Annotated in this window: 18 protein-coding genes and 1 pseudogene; 9 read left to right on the top strand and 10 right to left on the bottom strand. The window is 63.5% G+C overall.

Annotation, left to right across the window (positions count from 1 at the left end; genetic code table 11):
• Positions 1–672: 672 nt before the first annotated feature.
• Positions 673–1,206, top strand: coding sequence for a hypothetical protein (locus tag ACFTSA_RS13340; RefSeq protein WP_377922832.1), 534 nt, complete (start codon positions 673–675; stop codon positions 1,204–1,206).
• A 335-nt stretch (positions 1,207–1,541) separates the two neighbouring features.
• Here ACFTSA_RS13340 and ACFTSA_RS13335 read toward each other — a convergent pair whose 3' ends face one another.
• Positions 1,542–2,333: a hypothetical protein gene (locus tag ACFTSA_RS13335; RefSeq protein ID WP_377922833.1), complete on the bottom strand. Its 792-nt coding sequence runs from the start codon at positions 2,331–2,333 to the stop codon at positions 1,542–1,544.
• Between the two features lie 195 nt (positions 2,334–2,528).
• Between ACFTSA_RS13335 and ACFTSA_RS13330 the strand changes: the two are divergent.
• A pseudogene (locus ACFTSA_RS13330) lies at positions 2,529–2,639 on the top strand (Clp protease N-terminal domain-containing protein); the annotation flags it as partial.
• A gap of 246 nt (positions 2,640–2,885) precedes the next feature.
• Here ACFTSA_RS13330 and ACFTSA_RS13325 read toward each other — a convergent pair.
• Positions 2,886–3,170, bottom strand: a complete 285-nt coding sequence (locus ACFTSA_RS13325) for a hypothetical protein (RefSeq protein WP_377951853.1) — start codon at positions 3,168–3,170, stop codon at positions 2,886–2,888.
• A gap of 1,215 nt (positions 3,171–4,385) precedes the next feature.
• Positions 4,386–5,678, bottom strand: coding sequence for a hypothetical protein (locus tag ACFTSA_RS13320; protein WP_377951851.1), 1,293 nt, complete (start codon positions 5,676–5,678; stop codon positions 4,386–4,388).
• 364 nt (positions 5,679–6,042) lie between these two features.
• On the opposite strand from ACFTSA_RS13320, the gene ACFTSA_RS13315 reads away from it, so the two are divergent.
• Complete coding sequence (locus tag ACFTSA_RS13315) at positions 6,043–10,845, top strand: DEAD/DEAH box helicase (RefSeq protein ID WP_377951850.1); 4,803 nt, start codon at positions 6,043–6,045, stop codon at positions 10,843–10,845.
• A 92-nt stretch (positions 10,846–10,937) separates the two neighbouring features.
• Here the strand turns inward: ACFTSA_RS13315 and ACFTSA_RS13310 are convergent, their stop codons facing one another.
• Together ACFTSA_RS13310 and ACFTSA_RS13305 are read right to left on the bottom strand one after the other, a co-directional pair.
• On the bottom strand, positions 10,938–12,209 hold the full coding sequence (locus ACFTSA_RS13310; RefSeq protein WP_377951849.1) for a tyrosine-type recombinase/integrase: 1,272 nt from the start codon (positions 12,207–12,209) through the stop codon (positions 10,938–10,940).
• Entirely contained in the window at positions 12,209–12,418 is a 210-nt protein-coding gene (locus tag ACFTSA_RS13305; RefSeq protein ID WP_377951846.1) for a helix-turn-helix transcriptional regulator, read from the bottom strand. Before ACFTSA_RS13305 ends, ACFTSA_RS13310 begins: the two co-directional genes overlap by 1 nt.
• Before the next feature lie 747 nt (positions 12,419–13,165).
• On the opposite strand from ACFTSA_RS13305, the gene ACFTSA_RS13300 reads away from it, so the two are divergent.
• The gene (locus ACFTSA_RS13300) at positions 13,166–13,798 is read left to right on the top strand and encodes a signal peptidase I (RefSeq protein WP_377951845.1); all 633 of its coding nucleotides are present in this window, start codon (positions 13,166–13,168) and stop codon (positions 13,796–13,798) included.
• Positions 13,770–14,153 carry a hypothetical protein gene (locus ACFTSA_RS13295; protein ID WP_377951843.1) on the top strand — a complete coding sequence of 128 codons (384 nt, stop codon included), beginning with the start codon at positions 13,770–13,772 and terminating at the stop codon, positions 14,151–14,153. The genes ACFTSA_RS13300 and ACFTSA_RS13295 overlap by 29 nt, the downstream gene beginning before the upstream one ends.
• A 31-nt stretch (positions 14,154–14,184) precedes the next feature.
• Here the strand turns inward: ACFTSA_RS13295 and ACFTSA_RS13290 are convergent, their stop codons facing one another.
• The 3 genes from ACFTSA_RS13290 to ACFTSA_RS13280 all read right to left on the bottom strand — a co-directional run bounded on the left by ACFTSA_RS13290 (position 14,185) and on the right by ACFTSA_RS13280 (position 16,469).
• Positions 14,185–14,979 (bottom strand): hypothetical protein, encoded by a 795-nt coding sequence (locus tag ACFTSA_RS13290; protein ID WP_377951842.1) that lies wholly within the window; start codon positions 14,977–14,979, stop codon positions 14,185–14,187.
• 193 nt (positions 14,980–15,172) lie between these two features.
• Positions 15,173–15,646 carry an SRPBCC family protein gene (locus tag ACFTSA_RS13285; RefSeq protein WP_331571783.1) on the bottom strand — a complete coding sequence of 158 codons (474 nt, stop codon included), beginning with the start codon at positions 15,644–15,646 and terminating at the stop codon, positions 15,173–15,175.
• 343 nt (positions 15,647–15,989) lie between these two features.
• Positions 15,990–16,469: a DUF805 domain-containing protein gene (locus tag ACFTSA_RS13280; RefSeq protein ID WP_377951841.1), complete on the bottom strand. Its 480-nt coding sequence runs from the start codon at positions 16,467–16,469 to the stop codon at positions 15,990–15,992.
• A 252-nt stretch (positions 16,470–16,721) separates the two neighbouring features.
• On the opposite strand from ACFTSA_RS13280, the gene ACFTSA_RS13275 reads away from it, so the two are divergent.
• Positions 16,722–17,114, top strand: coding sequence for a nuclear transport factor 2 family protein (locus tag ACFTSA_RS13275; RefSeq protein ID WP_377951839.1), 393 nt, complete (start codon positions 16,722–16,724; stop codon positions 17,112–17,114).
• A gap of 73 nt (positions 17,115–17,187) precedes the next feature.
• Positions 17,188–17,520, top strand: a complete 333-nt coding sequence (locus tag ACFTSA_RS13270; RefSeq protein WP_377951838.1) for a hypothetical protein — start codon at positions 17,188–17,190, stop codon at positions 17,518–17,520.
• A 23-nt stretch (positions 17,521–17,543) separates the two neighbouring features.
• Here the strand turns inward: ACFTSA_RS13270 and ACFTSA_RS13265 are convergent, their stop codons facing one another.
• Both ACFTSA_RS13265 and ACFTSA_RS13260 read right to left on the bottom strand, forming a co-directional pair.
• On the bottom strand, positions 17,544–17,774 hold the full coding sequence (locus ACFTSA_RS13265; RefSeq protein ID WP_377951837.1) for a hypothetical protein: 231 nt from the start codon (positions 17,772–17,774) through the stop codon (positions 17,544–17,546).
• A gap of 179 nt (positions 17,775–17,953) precedes the next feature.
• Positions 17,954–18,217, bottom strand: coding sequence for a GlsB/YeaQ/YmgE family stress response membrane protein (locus ACFTSA_RS13260; RefSeq protein WP_003801204.1), 264 nt, complete (start codon positions 18,215–18,217; stop codon positions 17,954–17,956).
• A gap of 299 nt (positions 18,218–18,516) precedes the next feature.
• On the opposite strand from ACFTSA_RS13260, the gene ACFTSA_RS13255 reads away from it, so the two are divergent.
• Together ACFTSA_RS13255 and ACFTSA_RS13250 are read left to right on the top strand one after the other, a co-directional pair.
• A complete protein-coding gene (locus tag ACFTSA_RS13255) occupies positions 18,517–18,897 on the top strand; it encodes a hypothetical protein (protein ID WP_377951835.1) in 381 nt (126 codons plus the stop codon).
• Positions 18,898–18,989: 92 nt separating this feature from the next.
• The gene (locus tag ACFTSA_RS13250; protein WP_377951834.1) at positions 18,990–20,048 is read left to right on the top strand and encodes a hypothetical protein; all 1,059 of its coding nucleotides are present in this window, start codon (positions 18,990–18,992) and stop codon (positions 20,046–20,048) included.
• Positions 20,049–20,152 lie beyond the last annotated feature (104 nt).

Below are 20,152 nucleotides of genomic sequence, written 5' to 3'. Positions count from 1 at the left end.
CTGATGTACCTATTCACTGGGATCCACGGCCGCTGTCTCCTAGCAAGCTCCCAGCATCCGATCGATGCTGTCGTGACCGTGCCGTCTGGACGGGGTCGCAATCCACACCCTCTGGACCATTTTCTTAGGTATTTTCCAGATGAGTGGAAGACAGTCAGGGCATCGTACGTCGGGCCCACTCGAGACGGACGGGCGACAGCAATCAACCCTGAATTTTTCCAATTTTCAAGCCCGTTAGTTGGCGGGCACATCCTCATTCTCGAAGACTCCTGGGTGCAGGGTAAAAATGCTCTCGGCATGGCTGCAAGCGCTTATCAGAACGGCGCCGCCGAAGTAACCGTTATCAGCATCGCAAGGATTTTAGAGCGGACCTTCGGAGCTAACGCACCTTGGTTAGTGACTACCGCCGCGACGTCCCTGTACGATCCGTTCTTCTGCCCTGTGACGCGCGGCACATGCCCCCTGTGATGACCCCATCGCTAAGCATGCCCTATTAGGTTCCAGTCATATGCGAACCCTGACAGGGGTGAGAACCGCAGAATCAGGGAGGCAAGCAATCCTGGCGACCCGCATTCAACCGCAGACGGTGAGGAGGAGCAGCTTTGACTGTCCGACGCCCTGCCGCCTTCAGTAGCAGAGGCGTAAAGCTATAGGAGTAGAGGAGGTCGCCACATGAGCGCGAAAGTATTGAAGAAACCTTGCACAGGAACCGCGCGCGGGACCGCCGCCGCACACTCTAGTGACAGCCTCCAGCACCTCCTTGCCTCCATGCACCTGCGGCTAACTGCGGACGATCTAGTAGCTGCACTGGAAGCGCTGCAGCGCAACGACTCTGCCGTGGATCTCCCAGCCCCCGACCGTGACTTTCGGGCCGCCCATTCAGGAATCACGCACGATCCAAGCACCGTCGCCAGCGGTCCTGCAAGAAACGCCGCGGCACAGGTCCTAATGGACTCCTCATCGCTCACTGCCGCTGAGGTCGCAGAGAATCTGAACCTCTCACCTTTTACCGTCCGCCATTACAAGGCGGAGCGGAAGCTGTACTCATATCTGGCCAATGGCCGGCTTCTGTTCCCGACATGGCAGTTCAGGCAGCAAAGTCCCCGTCCCCTTCCCGAGCTGGACCGGGTCTTGGAGCGCTCCCCGATGACCTTCATCCGCAGGCTGTCGCCGGCTTCTTCCAAACCTCGAAGCCCGACTTGGTGATGGGCGGTAAAGTGGTCTCCGCCTCTGTGTGGCTCGAGGCCGGCCGTTCGGTGGGCCCCGTCCGCGCTATGGCCGACGCTTTGGCAGCCTGGCACTGACGAGTAACCAGCGCCCCTGGGAGCGCCACCCAGCGGATTCGCACTGGCATGCCTTAACGTTGACGGCCCCCGCTAAGGGGTCTCCAGCCCGTTACCAAGAGTTCGCGACAGGACTAGTTCATCGCCGACACGGGGCGGGGGAAGCAATCGCGCCCGCGCCCATGCCCGGATACTGCTGGACAGGAGTGACTTCGCGTTGCGGACAGGGGCCCACCGGGCTGCGTAAGGATCGTCGCGCTAGCTACCCCAGTTTCCCTGCAGCGGCTTACCGAACGTCATGCCCTTGTACTCGCAATGCATTGAGTTCTCGATGTCCCAGGTCCGCGTCATCACCCGCGCCGATCCGCTGAGCTTCAAGGACGCAATTGGCGAGCCGAAGTTCCTGAACGCCAGCAGGTGATCGCCTTCGTCCGTCGCGAAGGTCGTCCGACCAGACGGGACTTCGTACGTCTCAGGCAGGTCTACATAGCCAGTTCCCATCTCAGCGCCGCTGTCCCGGACCGCAGTGACAGTAAGCAACTCGCCGACCTCGATGCTGACCGGCACTGAGAACCTATTGTCCAGTACGAAGGTCAGCTTCAAAGCATCGAAGACGTCGCTTCCCGGTACAGATTCCGCCTTGACGAGCGTCAGCGTCACCCCGTTGTCGGCGGGGCACGTGGGCTCCGGGGTCGGGCTGGACGGAATAGCGGGTACGGCATCTGCCTGTTCAACCGTCGGCGGTGGCGGTGGCAGCGGCTGGACTTCAGCGAACGACTGCTCCGGGACGGGTGATGGTGTCACCCGCTCAAAGTGGGCCGGCACGGATGAGGTTGGCGCCGTGCTGCTCTCCGTTGGTTCGGGCTCCCTGCTTTCCGTCGGCTCAGTTTCTACTGTTGGGGAGCTGGCCGGCGCCTCTGCAGGTGAAGCAGCCGCAGGAGTGGACACAGCACTCGATGGTTCGCTTGTCAGCGATTGGCCAATCCGGACGCCGACAAGAATGACGATGACCGTCACCAGGACAACGCCGACCGCGATGGCGGCAATCATCGGCCGACTGAGGGTGCGTCCACCCGGAGACTCTTGATTCACCGCATCAGTGTAGGACGGCAGCTCCGGGTTTCAGTTGGCCGCCACGAACTCGGCGGAACTGTGACAAGGCGACCGGACGAACACTGGTGAGGCGGTCAACGGGCTCCGCACACATGCGTTCCAGACAGTCTCTGCCGAACCGGAAGGAACGCCATGTTTGAACGCTTCAGCGCTGACGCCCGCCGCACCGTCGTCCTCGCCCGCGAGGAGGCACGGTCCCTGCACCACGACTTCGTCGGCACCGAACACCTGATGCTCGCACTCAACCTCAACCAGGAGCCGCCGGCCAGGCGCTGAACGGCCTCGGCGTCTGCCACCCACAGCCCTGAACACCCCCGCGTCTCTGAGCAGCTACGCCGCGCCAGCGTAGTGCTGTACGCTCCGGCGATAGCCGCAGCCGTGGCGTAGGTCCGTTGGCTGGACCAGCTGGTGGGCATTTAAAGAAGGGACGGCGCCGAACGAAGCGCCTCCCCAGTCATCTTTTCGTTGAGCTTCATGCCTGCGTCATGTTCACAGAGTGTCCGCTGCGCGGCCACCGTTGACCTGTTCGCTGCGCTCTCTCACCGTTTCGTTCCCTACACGTTCACCGTCATGGTTGCCTGGCTGCGGCCTGCGGCCGCGGCCGGCGTCATGGCTGCGCCGCGCTGGCCTGGCGCTGCGCGCCGGGGCTGGCGGCCACTCCCTCAGGGTTCCTTTGCTCACGTGGCTGCGCCACGCGCCCACCGTCTCGTTCACCGTCGCGGTGACCTTCTTGTTGTCCTGGCTGCGGACTTCGTCCGCGGCCGTCTGCTTCACGGCTGCTTCTCGTTTCCCGGTCGCTGCGCTCCTCTCCCCTGCTGCTCGTACATCACGGCTCGCTGGTGTCTTCGATGGCCTGCGGCCGGCTGGAGCTGGTCCACGGCTGACGGCGGCTCTCTCCGGTTGTCGATTCGTCCGACTCACGGGTGTCTGTTCGTTAATCTGGTGACTTCGTCACCCGTTCCTCTGCGCGGGGTGCTGTCCGTGGGGCGTGTCGGCTGGCGCTGCCCCTGCGGGGCGCAGGTTGCGTTCCGGTCACCTTTACGTGGCCGGTCTGGGTGGGTGGTGGCCTGCGGCCGGCTGGGGTACCTGGACGGTTGCGTTGGCAGATTGGCCAACGTCGAGCTGGACGAATCGACTCCGGTTCGACAACGGGATGCGATCAGTTCACCGCTGCGATGAACGGGGAGGGCGACGAATCGTTGACCGGCTCCGAGCAGCCTCGCAGTACAACCCGGCCACACATTCAACGGCCACCACTAGACGGCTACCCGGCCACCCACACACTCAGCCGGCCGCAGGCCAAACCCAGCACCACCAACGGTGACCATGACAGATGCGGCCACCCACACGAAGCGCCGCAGGCGTTAACGGCCCGCCGCAGGCGCCACCCCAACCGGACATGCCGCCAAAATGCAGCCACCACTTCGTTTCGGCGAAAACACAGTGGACCCCGCTCCGGAACGGAAGCCGCCGCACACATCAAGGCAGAGCCAAATAGTCAAAGTCCCACGACCAAGAGCACCAATGGTTCCGGCTGCGCCGCCACTAAGGTTCGGTCGGAAAACAACTCTTATTAGGTGATGGAAGCCGTCGGCAGTCCTGCAGTCGGCCTTCCCGCGAAATACGCCCCACACCTCAGCGTCCAGCGGATACAGAAGGCGTATATCCGAGGCCTGACGTTCGTCACTGTGACTGCTGGGAACTTCGCTTTGGGGAACAAGGCCTTGAGCCAACTGGCGCCGCCGAGATAGTGACTGCGTTTTGCTAGGCGTTTGCTCCTTCACGCGCTGCCACACCTTTACTGTCACGTACCGTGACACTAAAGACCTCGGTGAGCGCGCGTCAGGCCACTCCCTGTGTACTCGGGGGCACACGCCTCTGCTCGCTCTCAAAGTCCCGTGTGCGACAGAAGCTTCGGTCTCCAAACCCACTCGCCTACGACTAGTCCGCGAGCCTCAGCTAACGCGGGCACCCGCGAACAGCCCCGCATCACCGGCTGAAGGGTTGCCCTTCATCGGAGGGCGCAGCCGGGCTCGCCTCGAACCAAGCGCGGCCGTGGCGGTAGCGGAACGCGAAACCGTTGTACCCGGCGGGCCGCAGGTCGATGGTGTCCAGCGCGCCCGCTGCCGGACGCTCGGCTTCATCCCAGCCGGGAACAATGTCGCCAGGTTCGGCCTCCCGTGCCAGACCGATTTCCGGGAAGCTGGCGTCCAGGAAACCGCCCCGCTCTGTCACAGGGATGCCGGTGAAGGCGTGCCCCGCGTACCCGTACAAGAGCAGCCGCTTCTCCTCGGGGCGTGACGGTTCCGGCATGGAGGACTGCTCATCCCAGAGCCACGTCGATGTTGCCTTCGCAGTGAACTCCTCCGGCATCATGTCGTTGATCCTGTCGATGCCATGGGCGGGACAGTACGCGGCGGCGTACACGCCTTCTTCTTCCAGGACATGGTCATCCGCATCAGGGAAGGACCGCTGGAACTCCGACAGGCAGATGCAGCCTGCGGACTTGGCTTCTTTCGCCGGCAAGCGCCCGGACGCGTCCTCACCGAAAGGCCAGGACGGAGCGAGGCCAGCGCCGGCGGGAACCTTCCAGACGCGGCGCCTGCCCACCCGAGCTATCGCAAAAAGCCGCCAGCCCTGGCGGGTTGCCGCCGTGACGGCCACAATGCTGAGGGCGGCTGCCGCGGCAGTGAACATGGTGGAGCCTGATTCCTGCCCGGCCTGTTCGTAGGTCAGGCCCAGTTCCGCCGGAAGCACGGCAAAGGCCGCAGCCCAGCCGGCGCCGGCAGTCGCGAACGGGACCAGCATGCTGATCAGGCCACGGCGGAGCACCCGTCTGCTGGCCTGCACCGCCGTGGGACCGACCGTCGCGGTGCGTCCGGTGGCCGAGGCCTGTGCCAACGACCGCACGGCACGCAGTTCACGCCACGACCGGCTGGCGACACCCGCTGCCAGCACAGCACCCACAGCAGCGGCGCACCACCACACCGGGGCCGAGGTGTAGCCGTCCAGGGTGTGTGGCACTGCCGCGAAGGTCAGGACTATTGGGGCTGCCACAATGGCGCCGCGTCCGAGCATCCAACCCGCAAGACAGAAAGCCGTGGCAAGAAGAATGCTCGCTCCGCCGAACATGTCGATGAGGCGGAACGGCCCATACCAGGAGGGATCATCCGTCGACTCCCAGCCGCGGTCGGCAACGAACGCGCCTGCAGTGCCGAGTAGCCCGGTGAGCCAGCCGGCGAGCCTCTGCCACCGGCTCGGGATCCGCTTCGGGAGCGCCACCCAGGCCGCAGCGTCCGTGCGAACAATGTCGACGCGTGTCAGCGGTCGCTCCTGTCGTTAGTTGGTGCACCGAGCCTATGGCACAGCCTGTGGCAGATCCGGCAACGTCGGATCATGGATTGCGTCGCATCCGGACCGCTTGTGATAGCCAAGGCCCTACAGATCGACGTCGTCCGAGTTCGCAGCGTGTTTCTCACACAGCAGACCGCTCTCGGCGATGAGGACCTGTCCAGCACGTCATTCGATCCATTCCCGTCCTCCAGCTGGTTTAACCCGGCAACACCACGAAGGAACCGTGTAGCTCAATCAGGGGCGCAACGAAGGAATTGCCTTCCGTTCCAGCCAATAGGGCAAGATACTTTCCATGGGTTCAGCTAGTTTCGAAGATGTCCTCGATCGTCTCTATTTCTCGGCGAGTGACCAGCACGACAAGGGCACCAAGTTCGAGCACCTGATGAAGCGGTACCTGGAGCTGGAACCCAAGTACGCCGACCAGTTCTCCGACGTTTGGCTGTGGAGCGAATGGCCGGGCCGGAACGGGCACGTCGACACGGGCATCGACCTAGTCGCCAGAGACCGCTACACCGGCGAGCTGACCGGTATCCAGTGCAAGTTCTACGACCCGGCCCGGACCCTGGACAAGAAGCAGATCGACTCGTTCTTCACCGCCGTCGGCAAGGCTGACTTCTCCTACGGCATGGTCGTCTCCACCACCGACAAGTGGTCCCAGCACGCCGAGGACGCACTGGAGGGCCAGTCCAAGCCGATGACCAGGCTCCGCTTCGCCGACCTGGCGGACTCCACCATTGACTGGTCCGAGTTCAGCGTCGACGCCCCTGAGCAGATGAAGCAGCTGGGCGGCAAGGAACCCCGCAAGTACCAGCGCCAGGCGATCGATGACGTGAAGAAGGGCTTCACGGAGAGCGACCGCGGCCGGCTCATAATGGCCTGCGGCACCGGCAAGACCTTCACGTCATTGAAGATGGTCGAGGAGATCGTCCCCATCGGCGGCTCCGTGCTGTTCCTAGTCCCCTCCATTGCGCTGCTGCAGCAGACCCTGAACGAATGGACAGCCCAGGCCTCCGTTCCGCTGCGGCCCCTGGCCGTCTGTTCTGACACCAAGGTCGGCCGCAAGGAGCACGAGGACGTCAGCGTCCACGACCTGGCGTTTCCGGCCACGACCGACCCTGCCAAGCTGCTGAACCGGGCGAAGATCAGCACCGGTCAGGAAGCCATCACCGTGGTTTTCTCCACCTACCAGTCCATCGACGTCATCCACCAGGCCCAGAAGGCCGGGCTGCCCGAATTCGACCTCATCGTCTGCGACGAAGCCCACCGCACCACCGGCATCACCGAAGCCAGCCACGACGACTCCGCCTTCGTGAAGGTCCACGACAATACCTACATCGAATCCGGCAAGCGGCTCTACATGACCGCCACCCCGCGCATCTACGTCCAGGAATCCAAGACCAAGGCCGCCCACGACAACGTAACCGTCTACTCCATGGACGACGAGGCCGTCTACGGCCCCGAGTTCCACCACCTCGGCTTCGGGAAGGCCGTGGAGATGGGCCACCTCGCCGATTACAAGGTCCTGGTCCTCGCCGTGGACGAGGAAACCGTCAGCAAGTCTTTCCAGAGCCTGTTTGAGGACAACGGCGACCTCAACCTGGATGACGCCGCCCGGATCGTCGGGTGCTGGAACGGACTCTCCAAGCGCGGCGTGAACGGCCAGCGCCTGGACATCACCGACAGCTCTCCCATGCGCCGGGCGGTCGCGTTCGCCCGCAACATTAAGGAATCCAAGAAGCTCGCCGCCGACTTCGAACTCGTCGGCCGGCAGCTGCTCATCAACCGAGGTGAGTCCGATGCCCCGGCGCTGAAGCTGGAAGCGGAGCACGTGGACGGCACCTTCAACGTTCTGGAGCGCTGCTCGAAGCTGGACTGGCTCAAGGCCGAGGACACCGCCGGCGCCGACGGTGAAGAGACCTGCCGGATCCTCTCCAACGCCCGCTGCCTCTCTGAAGGCGTCGACGTCCCCTCGCTGGACGCGGTGCTGTTCCTGAACCCGCGCAACTCCCAGGTCGACGTCGTCCAGTCCGTCGGCCGCGTCATGCGCAAGGCCGAGGGCAAGGAGTACGGCTACATCATCCTGCCCATCGCGGTACCGGCCAGCCAGGACCCTGAGACGGCTCTGAACGACAACAAGAAGTACAAGGTCGTCTGGGATGTGCTGCAGGCGCTCCGCGCCCACGATGACCGGTTCGAGGCCATGATCAATAAGCTCGAGTTGAACCGGAACGCCAACGACAAGATCGACGTCATCACCGTTGCCGACCCGTTCGGCGATGGCCCGGGTGGCGGCGGCAGCGACGCCAACAAGGGCACCGGCACGGAGGCCCTGTTCCACATGGCCGGCGCCGACCAGTGGCGCAACGCCATCTTCGCCCGCATGGTCCGCAAGGTCGGCGACCGCCGCTACTGGGAATCCTGGGCCAAGGATGTCAAAGAGATCGCCGACCGGCACGTGCTCCGGATTTGCACCATCCTGGACGGCGAAGACCACCGGCCGCGGGAAGAATTCAGCGTCTTCCTGCAGGGCCTGCGCGGCAACTTGAACGACGCCATCACCGAGTCCGACGCCATCGACATGCTCTCCCAGCACCTGATCACCAAACCGGTCTTCGAGGCCCTATTCGAGGGCTACTCCTTCGCTGCCAACAACCCGGTCTCCCAGGTCATGGACTCCATGGTCGACATCCTGGAGAAATACAACCTGGACTCGGAGGTCGCCAGCCTCGAATCCTTCTACCGGTCGGTGCGCGTCCGTGCCGAGGGCATCACCAATGCCGAAGGCAAGCAGAAGATCGTCACCGAGCTGTACGAGAAGTTCTTCAAGCTCGCCTTCCCGCGCACCGCTGAATCCCTTGGGATCGTCTACACGCCGGTAGAAGTTGTGGACTTCATCATCCGGGCCGTCGACGACGTCCTGGCCAAAGACTTCGGAGCTTCCATCAGTGACGAAGGTGTCCATGTCCTGGATCCATTCACGGGGACTGGAACCTTCATCGTGCGACTGCTCCAGTCCGGCCGGATCAAGCCGGAAGACCTCCTCCGCAAATACGCTTCAGAGCTCCACGCCAACGAGCTGCTGCTCATGGCCTACTATATCGCCGCGATTAACATCGAGGCCACGGTCCACGGTCTGTTGGAAGACCAGGCGGCAGCCGAAGGCAAGGACTTCGGCGAAGTGCCGTACCTGCCATTCGACGGCGTCGTCCTCACCGACACCTTTCAGATGACAGAAGACGGTGACACGCTCGACGACTTCGTCTTTGCCTCCAACAATGACCGCGTCAAGGCTCAGAACGCCCTCGACATCCGCGTCATCATCGGCAACCCACCCTACTCTGTTGGCCAGTCCAGCGGCAACGACAACAATGCCAACCTGAAGTACCCAACCCTCGACGAATCAATTCGCAGCACCTATGTGAAAGCCTCGTCCGGAACAAGCCACCGCGCTCTCTACGACTCATACATTCGGGCGATACGGTGGGCCTCGAACAGGATCCTCAGTTCACCCAACGGCGGGGTCGTCGCCTACGTTTCTAACGGCGGTTACATCGATTCCAACAACGCCGATGGACTCCGAAAAGCCTTGGTCGATGAGTTCCATGACATCTACGTCTACAACCTGCGTGGCAACCAGCGCACGGCAGGCGAGGAGAGCCGCAGGGAGGGCGGCAAGATCTTCGACTCTGGCAGCCGGAACACAGTTGCTGTCGTCATTCTCGTCAAGCGGTTCGGGGCCAGCAGCGGCGCCGTCCTGCACTACCGGGACATCGGTGACTACTTGGACAGGAAGCAGAAACTCAGCATCGTGGATGCGGCGAGCCTGGACACCATTGAGTGGTCGACCATCGTTCCTAACGCGGACGGTGACTGGATCAACCAACGCAATGTCGCCTTCGACTCTCTGACCCCACTCGTTACCTCGGCTAACCAGCCCGGGATTTTCGCCTTGACATCCCGGGGGCTAACGTCAAACAGGGACTCCTGGGTCTACAACTACTCCGAAACAAAGCTCGTGCAGAATACCGGGCTCCTGGTAGACGGGTTCAATTCACAGCTGAGCCGGGGAGTTGAACTTTCGGATCTTCCGAATGACCCGAGCCGCTTCAGTTGGTCCCGTCGGCTGCGATCACGGTACAGGAGCGGAAACGAGCTGGCCTTCAGCAACCGGGCGGTTCGCAGCGCCATCTACCGGCCGTTCCAGAGGTCATGGCTGTACTTCGGGGAAGGACTGAACGAGGACACCCGTCAGCTGCCCGCGGTCTTTCCTACCCCCGGGGCCGTCAACCAAGGCATCTACATAACGTCCCCTTCGTCCCACTACCCGACGTTCGAAGCCCTCATGGTCGACTCCGTTCCAGATCTGCACATGCTGGACACGGGTCAGTTCTTCCCCCGTTATACATACTCCGCTACAGCCGTGGGAACGCTTTTCGAAACGACTGAGGGCGAAGTGCAGAGGGTAGACAACATCACCGACGCCGCGCTTGTCGAGTATCGTGCCGCGTACGGCCCTGACATCGCGAAGGACGACGTCTTCCATTACGTCTACGGGATCCTCCACTCTCCTGAGTACAGAGCTACCTTCGCTGCCGACCTCAAGAAGATGCTCCCCCGCATCCCGCAGGTTGGTGGCGTCGAGCGCTTCCAGGCGTTCGTTGACGCCGGCAGGGCGCTCTCCGATCTCCACATCGGCTACGAGTCGCTGGAGCCGTACGACCTCAATGAGATCGCAACCGGGCTGGCCGTCGAGCAGGACGAGTACGCCAGGTATTCGGTCAAAAAGATGAAGTATGCCGGCAAAGCGGGAGCATGGGACAAGACCCGGATCATCTACAACTCCCACGTCACGCTGGAGGGGATCCCGGCGGAAGCCCACAGCTACATGCTGGGCTCGCGGTCTGCCGTGGACTGGATCCTCGAGCGGTACCAAATCAAGACCGACAAGGCGTCGGGAATTGTGAATGACCCGAACGACTGGTCGCGCGAGCATAGGCAGCCGCGCTACATCATCGACCTGATCGGCCGTATCGTGACGCTCAGCTTGGAGACGAACCGGATAATAGAATCCTTGCCTCAACTTAAGGTCATGTAACAGATCTCCTCAAGGCCCAAGGCGTGGCTGGCGCGGTTAGCTCTTCGGCTCGGTGAGCTAATGGTCTTGTTTGGCGACGCAGAATCTCGATGTTAGTCGGACTCCGACTTTCCTTTCTTTGGAGGAGCCACGTTTTTGAGACCGTCCGAGTAGTCGGGGACAATCTCCGGTCGGTGGATGTAGTGCCTGCGCGTCGTCTCCGGTGAGGAATGGCCCAGCTGTTGTTGCGCGGCTTCATCACGATAGTACTCAGCGATCTCGCTGCTGACGGTTGATCGGAAGCGATGCGGGCTGATTTTCTCGTGGATACCAGCAGCCTTATTTGCCTTCCTTAGGTCCGACCTAAAATTGCTGGGCCGGACGAAGGTGCCATTCCGTGTTGCAAAAACAGCGTTGGTACGGGTATTGCGCTTGTTCATGTGCCGTAGCCGGATCATGTCTTGGATCCAGTCCTGCGTCAGCTGCAGTATTCGCTGGCTATCGCTCTTGGGATAGTCCTGGCGGTAGAAGAGTCCGTCTTTCTCAATCAACGTGCCGCTCACCGTTATCAAGATGCGGTCTCCATCGAATTGGATGTCGTCCCAGCGCACTGCAAGTGCCTCACCAATGCGCATGCCGGTAGCGAAGAGGAATTTCACAACGTCCGAGAGCCGTCCAGTCGGTTTGGGGCCTCCGACTCCTTTCTCTGGCTGCCGCGCACGGACTGCCTCATGTACTGCTGCCACCGTGGATGGCTTGAGTCTTGTCGGGCGCTTCTTGGGGCTGGGCACGTTGGAGACAAAGCGGACAGGGTTGTCTGCCCGATGGCCCTGGCGTACGGCGTAGTCCATAATCTGGCTAAGAACCTGCTTAGCCAGATCTGCAGTCCGGTACCCCGTTCCGTCTTCTTTGTCGTACAGGCTGTGGATAGCCTTCTCGCAGTCGGGAGTCTTCAGCTCCCCCACAGGGAATCCTCCCAACACTGGAAGTAGATGACGACGAAGGTTTCCCGCATATGAAGTCCATGACTGCATCCGCAGACCGTTAGTCGGCGACGCACCGGTTTGGGTCGTCTCATCGATTTCCACAGGGGAAGGTTTCCGTACTGCCAACCAGCGCTCTGACAGCTCTTCAAGAGTCACGATCGAGGCCTCCGCCTTTGCTGCTTCGGCCTCCTTCATACGCTGCTCGGCTCGCTTTTGAGCTTCTTCGACAGCACGCCGCAGTGCAAGGTCGGCGGCACCTTTGGTGCGTCCCGATCGCTTGATGTCGTGCCGCACGCCCGCATCGTCGTTGTACCGCCCTCGGGCCGTCCATCTGCCGGACTCATCTTTTGTGGGCGTGTACTGGAAAAGTTGCCACGCTGGCATTTTTGCGCGTGCCATCAGCCGGCCCTCTTTACCTGGTTGTCCATCCAGGTATCCACGTCGCTCAGGCGGTAGAGGACCCGTCCCTGTCCGATTCGGACGTACGCGGGGCCGCAGTCCAAGCTTGCCCAGTTGGCGAGCGTCGCGGAGCTGAGCCTCATGTGGGCAGCAGCTTCTTTCCGCGTCAGCCAGACCGTTTTCTCGATCTCGTAATTTGTCTCGTTCACATTTACTTCTATGCGGCTGCCGCGGCGACGGGTGTCACTTTGTGGTCCTACCCCGTAAGGGCACACTTTGGGGCACACTTTGAAAAGTGATTGGAGGGGGTGTCCGGGAATGCTTGTCCGAGGATAATCCGCTAGATTCCGGGGTCTAGGCCATGATCGGGGACGTGTCGGAGTCCCCGGGAATCCCTCACTCGTAATGAAAAGGTCATCAGTTCGATTCTGATAGGAAGCTCGGGAAGAACCCCGTATTGTCGCTCGTTCGGCGGCGGTACGGGGTTTTTTGCTGGTTTCGCCCGGAGATGCCGATAGGCCCGGGCACATTTTGGCGCCCCTCGGCGCAAACTCCGCTGCACCCGGGTTCGGTAAATTCCCGGCCCGGGAATTTACCGCGGTTCACTCCCCCGACGGCGTCTGCGTCCTGGGCCAGGCCTGCGGTGCCAGCCCGGCACCAGGTTTTCTTGAGCCAGAATTGATCGGCCCTCGATGGGTCCTTGAGTCAGTGCGGGCAGAGTAGCTGTTACCGGCACGGAAGACCGGTTACCCGAAGTCCGCGCGCCGGACTCCTTGTAGAACGGGCGTTCGTCATCATGGGTCGCAACCTGAACTCCGCCATCGGCAGAGCCGCTGTCGCCGCGATGGTTTAACGCCACCCGGACATCCCGTGCCAACAAATAACCCACACACGTCCCCTCCGTCGTCTGGCCCCAGAACCGCGGCGGAGGGGACCCATCCGTAAGGCAGCAAGCCATGACAGCAGCAGCGCCGGCGGCCCGGGTACCCGGCCCCGCGGTCCCCGCCAGGGGCCGGCCGCTGCTGAAAGCCGGCAGCGTGCTGGTGCGCACCGTTGCATCTGTGCCGCTGGCCGCCGCCGTCGCAACCTTCCTTTTCCTGGCCGTTGGTCCCAGTTTCCTCGGCTACCAGACCAGCATTGTGCTTTCCGATTCCATGGCTCCGATCATCAACCCGGGGGACGTCGTGGTCACCGTGCCGTCGCCGGTCAGCTCGCTGAAGGCCGGGGACATCATCACGTACAGAATCCCCGTGCAGGACCGCCGGGTCGAAACACTCCGGGTCGTCGGGCTCACCCGCGACGGCGGCGGCAGCACCACGGTGCGGACCAAGGGCGACGCCGACCACGACGCCGAACCCTGGCTGGCGACCTTCGAAGGCAGCTCCGTGGACGTGCACGCCGTGACAGTCCCGTACCTCGGCACTGCGATCCAGGCGCTGCGCGAACCGGCGGCGCTGATGGCCCTGACATACGGGGTTCCCGGGGTGTTGGTCTTCGGGATGCTGGGCAGGATCTGGTGGAAGGGCCCCGACGCTGCTGACGGGTCCAGGAACGGGGCCGATGGTGCAAAAACACCGGCCGCAGGCTGACGCGCCCGAGCCGACGCTGGACGGGCAGCACCTCCGGGACCTGGCGGAGGATTGCTCGACGGCGGCAGCTGAGTCCTTCGCGGACAATTACGCAGCCCTGCTCCCACAGCGCGTTAACCGCATCATCCGGAGTATCGGCGTCGGGCACCGGGAGATGGCGATGGATGCCGCCCTTAGCCTGCGGACGGCGTCGTCAATGGCAGGCGCCCTGCGGATGAGCCGCCTGTGCAGCCAGCTGGAGAAGGCCCTGGTAACCGCTGACCTGGCCGCTGCCGCGGGTGTGGCGCGGGACATCGACCTGCACGTGCCGGAACTGCAGGAGGCCCTCGCTGGCCGGCGGCGCCCGGACCAGTAGGCTTTTGCCCCGCTGCGTCCCTTCTGCCTTTTCAGCCACGGGCGCATGCGGCCGTCACAAAGTCATAGATCTGCCCGCGCAGTGCTGTGCCGGCCGCGATCTTCAGCTGCCCCTCACGTCCTCCCACACTCACATGCAGGGGCAGCAGGGTGCCCACCTTGTCCTCGGCGATGGCATGCGGGTCGCAGCGGGCAGGGCGGATCCGCAAACGCAGTTCCGAGCGCGGCGTGCCCTGCGCGACGCGGACGTTCCGCGGCCACGGCTGTTCCGCCGGCTCGGCAATCAGGGTGGTCCCGCCGATGCCCGCGATGGTCATTGGCCCTGCGTCCGGGCCGGCGCCGCCCGTTGCCTTCGGGGTGATGACCAGGCGCACGACGGCGGTGCGGGAGTCCGGGGCCACCTCAAGTCTCCGGTCCAGGGCGATATCCGCTACCGCGGCCGCTTCCGCAGCCAGGCACAGCTCCTGGTTGTTCCGTTCCAGGACCCCGAAGGGGTCGTCGGCGACGTGCGCCACTTCCTGCAGTCCGGCACGCCCGGGCTCCGAATATCTCACCGTGGCTACTGGCTGCTGCGCGGTTGATTGCGGGGCGGTTGGTTGCTGTGTGCCCCGTTGGCCCCGGCCACAGACCGGGGCCGGAAGCCGGGCTGGGAGACTCTTGGGCTGGTCGGGAGGCAGTTCGAGGCCGCCGGCTGGCTCCCAGACGATGTCCCCCTGAAACAGCGGCGATGTGAGCTCGGCCCCGGCAACCGTCACGGACGCGCCGGACACATTGGTGAGCAGGAGCTGGATGGCCTCTTTTCCGTACTGGTCCCGGGACTGGTTCACTTCCACCGTTATCGGCGGTGGTCCAGCAGAGAGTTGCGTCCCCGGCTCCCGTGGCTCGGGGGCCGTGCAGGCCGCCAGCGCAGGAACCGCCGCCGCCAGGGCAGTCGCCGCTACGATAGCGTGCCGCCGAAGTGCAGGGAACCACGGCGCGTGGACCTGTTGTACAGGCAACAGGTCCACGGCCGGGGCCACTCTAGAACTGCCCGGTGGGGCCGGTGTCCTCGACTTCGCCGCGCCAGCCGCCGGTTTCGGTGCCGCGTGATTCGATGAAGTCCTTGAATTTGCGCATGTCGGACTTGACCTGCATTTTGTCGATCTTCAGGGCCGCGCCCGCCTTCTCAGTGACGGTTTCCGGTGCCCATTCGAAGTGGACCTTCACTTTGGTGTGGGTGGCGTCCAGGGGTGTGAACCTGATGATGCCGGCGTGGGACTTGCCGTCGGTGCTGCGCCAGGCAATCCGGTCATCAGGCTCCTGGTCCACGATTTCGGTATCAAATTCCCGTTTCACGCCGCCGACTTTCGTAACCCAGTGATTGGTGGTGTTGCTCAGCTGGGTTACGGACTCCACGCCGGACATAAACTGCGGAAATGATTCGAACTGCGTCCACTGGTTGTAGGCCGTATGGACCGGAACTGCGACATCAACGGTCTCTTCAACAGTTTCCATCTGCTTCCTCCTGTCATTACGGGTGGCCCGACTACGGGCCCTAGGCAGCCGCCGTCGTTCCGCACAGCAACCGCCACCTGAACGGTAGGTCCGGTCGCTTCCTGTGTCCAGACCCCGCAGGTGATTGACGTCAGGGAATGCCAGGGGTGCCTCTGGAGGTGACCAGAATGTCCCCGGCCTGGCAGTCCAGGGCGTCACAGATAGCAGTCAGCGCGGCCGGGCTTTCTGAAGGCCGCGTCAACGCCCGGCAGGCTGGGCTGCTGCCCCTCCACAGGCAAAAAGGAACCCGCCGGGACGGACGTGGTCCGTCCCGGCGGGCTCCTTACCGCTGTGCCGTCTGCGTTCAGGCAGTCGGCGCGTCGAACCGCTGCCCCTCGGGCTTGGACGGCAGGATCGTCAGGACCAGCAGTGCCAGCGCCCCAAGGAACGGCACGAGACCCAGCAGCACAAACCAGCCGCTGAGGTTCACATCGTGCAGGCGCCGCGCAGTCAAAGCCAGGGATGGCACGATGGTGGCCAGGCCCCAGACAATGGCCAGGATGAGGCCCACCGTGGCGCCCGGGCCCGGAACGGGCGTACCGTCGGCGGACACGGTTGTTCCCCCTGCGCCCGTGATGACGTTGATGATGATGCCGACCACGACTGCAACGAGCAGCCACCACCAGTACTCACTCCGGCTGGCACGGCCCGAGAACGTGGCGTACTTCTTGAAGAACCTGCGGACGGCTGCGGGCAAGGGCGCCCCGTAGTACGGTGCCCAAAGCGGCGGTTCGCCGGTTCCTCCCTGGTAGGCCTGCTGCTGCGGATATTGCTGATAGCTCACTGGTTCCCCCCACGGGTTCTGAGTTATGAGACGAGCCCATCGTAGGGGCCCAACCGGCGAATCGGCCTTTCGATGGAGAAAATTTACTGCGATTTTCACTTCGTGTCCTGATAAGTGCGGAAGTTTCGGGACTGCGCGGAGCTGCTGATGCCGCGGCCCGGGTGCGGCTAGCAACTGACCATCGACACAGACCCCGCGCGGGCTTAACCTTTGCTCGCTGGGACCCGACAATGACGACGGTGAGGTGGCAAAATGGGAGCCCGGGAAGATGTTGATTTGGTGCAGCGGGGTTACGACGCTTTCGGTGCGGGTGACATGGACACCCTCCGCGGGCTGTTCACGGAGGACGCCGTCTGGCATCTCGGGGGCAGCGGCGGGCTGTCCGGTGACAAGCAGGGCCTGGACGCCATACTGGCGTACTTCGGCGAACTGTTTAACCGATCCGACGGCACGATCAAGGTCGACTTGGATGATCTGATCGGCGGGGACAACCACACGGTTGGCTTCCAGCGGGTGCACGCGCAGCGCAACGGCGCCGCTATCGACCTGCGCACCGTCATCGTCTTCGCACTCAGGGACGGCAAAGTCAGCGAGGTTTTCGAATTCCCTGAGGACACTGCCAAGGCCGCCGATTTCTGGTCCTGAGAACCGGCTGCAGCTTCCCTGGGGCCGCCTGCGCACCCGATCCTTTTTTGCGAGGGTCGCCTAGAGTGGGCCCATGGCAGACGCGATGAAGTCCCTCACTGAAAGCTTCAGGAACGTGGGCGTTTCCAGGGCCTACGGAGATCCGATCCGGCTGGGCGGGAAAGAGATCGTTCCCGTTGCACTGGTTTCCTTCGGGTTTGGCGGCGGCACCGAAGGCGGTGATCCGGAGGGAGCCGGCTCCGGCGGCGGGGGAGGCGGATTCGTCTTCCCCCTTGGCGTATATACCCACAACGACGGCGGCCGCCTGACTTTCCATCCGAATCCCCTGTCGCTGACGGCTTGCCTGGTACCGCTGGTGGGTGCCGTCGGGCTTGCGCTGCGGGGTGCACTCCGGGCGCGGCGTTAGCCGCCCTCGTCGGCCGGACGTCGCTACGCGACGTCGTCGGCGATGTTCCGGTCGTCGGCGATGTTCCGGTCGTCGGCGTTGTTCCGGTCGGAAAGGTGGGCCAGCAGGGCCCGTTCCGGACTGCCCGGGTTTTCCTCGAGGTGGCGCAACAGGCTGGTGCGCACGTCGGGGCCGGTGGCAACCGCAGAAAGCACATCGATGATGACGTCCATTACCTGACGGCGCATCGTCCAATCCTCTGAAGCGTAAGTCACGTGCACCTCCTGTCCGGCCGCGAAATCCTTCCCCCGACTGCTCTTTCGATTGGCACTGTCCCCTGAGCCAGTACCCTCGCTTCCAGCATCCACGCTTAGCTGCGGGAAACGGGAACCAGCGGGGCCGGCCCCTGTTTAGGGCCGACCCCACTGATAGATCCCTTTGTTATGAATTCAGGTCAGACCCGGCTTCTGCGTGTGACGGCGCCGTAGATCAGCAACACAATGACAGCTCCGAGGATGGACAACAGCCAGGTCCTGAGGTCGAAGAAGTCACCCAAGCCACCACCGAAGATCAGCGAGCCGATCCAGCCGCCGAGGATGGCCCCGACGACGCCCAAGACGAGGGTGACTATCCAACCGCCGCCCTGCCTCCCGGGAAGAATGGCTTTTGCAATGGCCCCCGCAATCAGACCGAGCAGGAGAAATCCAAGAATTCCCATGACGCACTTTCCTTTCCACCAGACAGGTACCGCGGGTGTGGCACCAGCTATAGAGATGAGTTAATCAGCATGCTTAGTAGCTGGCAAGCGTCCGAGGCGCGTGGCCCGAAAATTCTCTTGTCAGTCCTGTTGGGGCGGTGCTATAAAAATCGGTATCAGCCAACATCGGAAACTGAGGTCAAGGAGGGGGTCCCCGGCAACCAATTAACGCCTCATGGACCGGGACGGGATACCGGTAAACGCAAAGCTGCTTATTGGGCGGAGAGCTTTCAGAGAACGCCACAGCGCATAGTGTGCAGGTGCAGCATCATCAGCGTGCGGATCCTATTCCCGCTAAGTGGTCCCCGGCTGCAGGAGCGGCCGGGGACCACATCACCCTAGCTGCGGAGGGGATCGCAGCATCCGGAGTTCTTGAGCTGGTTGTGGTGGGTTCAGTGGACCAGGCAACAATCGTCAGCTACGCCCTCGGCTATATCGCCGTTGCGATAGCCGTTTTTGTTATGTTTCTGCCGGCGCTCGCCATCTTTGGCCTGCTTCTGCTCGGGGCGGGCGCCGTACAGGTGATTGTTCTACTCATCAATGCCACGGCCGTTGGCCTCTACAAGGCTGTCCTCGGGCTGTATCACCACCTGCTGGACAGGTGGCATAACCGCCCGCGCGGCAGGCTGGCCGCCCATTAGGGCGGAACAGCCCCCGGCCGGCGCGCCCACCTGGGCGCTGCCCTGTGTGTGGGCATGCTGAAACCTGCGCGCCGGTACATATGATGGCAATCATGGAGGAGGAACTGGAGCGCGCCGCCCAGGCTTTGTACGCGCTTCCCTTCGACGAGTTCATCGCCGCCCGCACTGCTGCCGCCAAAGACGCCGCGGCATCCAATAAGCCCCTTGCGCAGGCAATCCGGACCCTGCCCAAGCCTTCCGTGGCCGCCTGGACGGTCAATATGCTGACGCACCACCGCCCCGACGCCGTTCAGCAGCTCCGGGCTCTCGGACAGACCATGCAGGAGGCCCAGGCTTCGCTCGACGCTTCGGCCCTGAGGGAGCTTGCCAAGGAACGTCGGAAGCTCCTCGGCAGCGCTGTGGGTGAAGCCCGGCTGGCCGCTGAAAAGCAGGGCCGGAAGGTAAGCGGCGCAGTTGCCACCGAGGTGGAAGAGACACTGCGGGCCGCCACGGCGGACCTGGCGGCTGCCGCCGCCGTCGAAAGCGGTCTATTGCTCCGCGGGCTGTCCGCCGACGGCGTTGACCAGGTAGATCTCAGTGACGCCGTCGCGGTTCCGTCCGCCCTCGGTAAGCTGCCGCCCCGGCCTCTTCCGCCCCGGCGGCCCGCTGAAGCACAGCGCCCCGCTGGCGGGGCACCGAAAGCCCGCCGGCAGGAACCCTCCGCCGCGACCGCCCCGGCCGGACGGCGTGACCGGACCCAGCCGTCAAAGGCAGCGGCCCGGACGGACGCCGGCGCCGACCCTGCAGAACAGGAGAAGCCGCGCCTCCGGGCCGTCCGCACCGCTCCCCGCCCCGTCACGCCGTCACTGCTGGAGAAAGCCGAGGCAGCGCTGGCGGAGGCGGAGGAAGCGGCTGCTGACGCCGCAGACGAGGCAGCGCGCCGCGCCCAAGCCCAGGAGGAAGCCGCGGCAGACTTCGTCCGGCTCACAGCCGAAGTCAATGACGCCCGGCAGCGGCTCCGCGCCTTGGAGCTTTCACTCGATGCCGCCCGCAAGGAACGCGAGACCGCCGCCGCTGAGGCGAAGCAGTACGCCCGGGCAGCGGACAAAAGTGAGCGGTCGGCGGTGCTGGCGAAGGAACGTGTACTGCGGCTCCGCAACACGCCGGACTGAACTGCCAAGAATGATGCTCCTATTGGTGTCAACCGTTCGGCGCCGCACGTCGTGACAGGGTGACCGGGGAACTGCTTAGTGGCGTCAAGGGTCTGTCGATCGCT

Source organism: Arthrobacter sp. NPDC057013 (assembly GCF_042674585.1).
Classification (GTDB): Bacteria; Actinomycetota; Actinomycetes; order Actinomycetales; family Micrococcaceae; genus Arthrobacter.
This window is presented reverse-complemented; position numbering and strand designations above follow the sequence as displayed.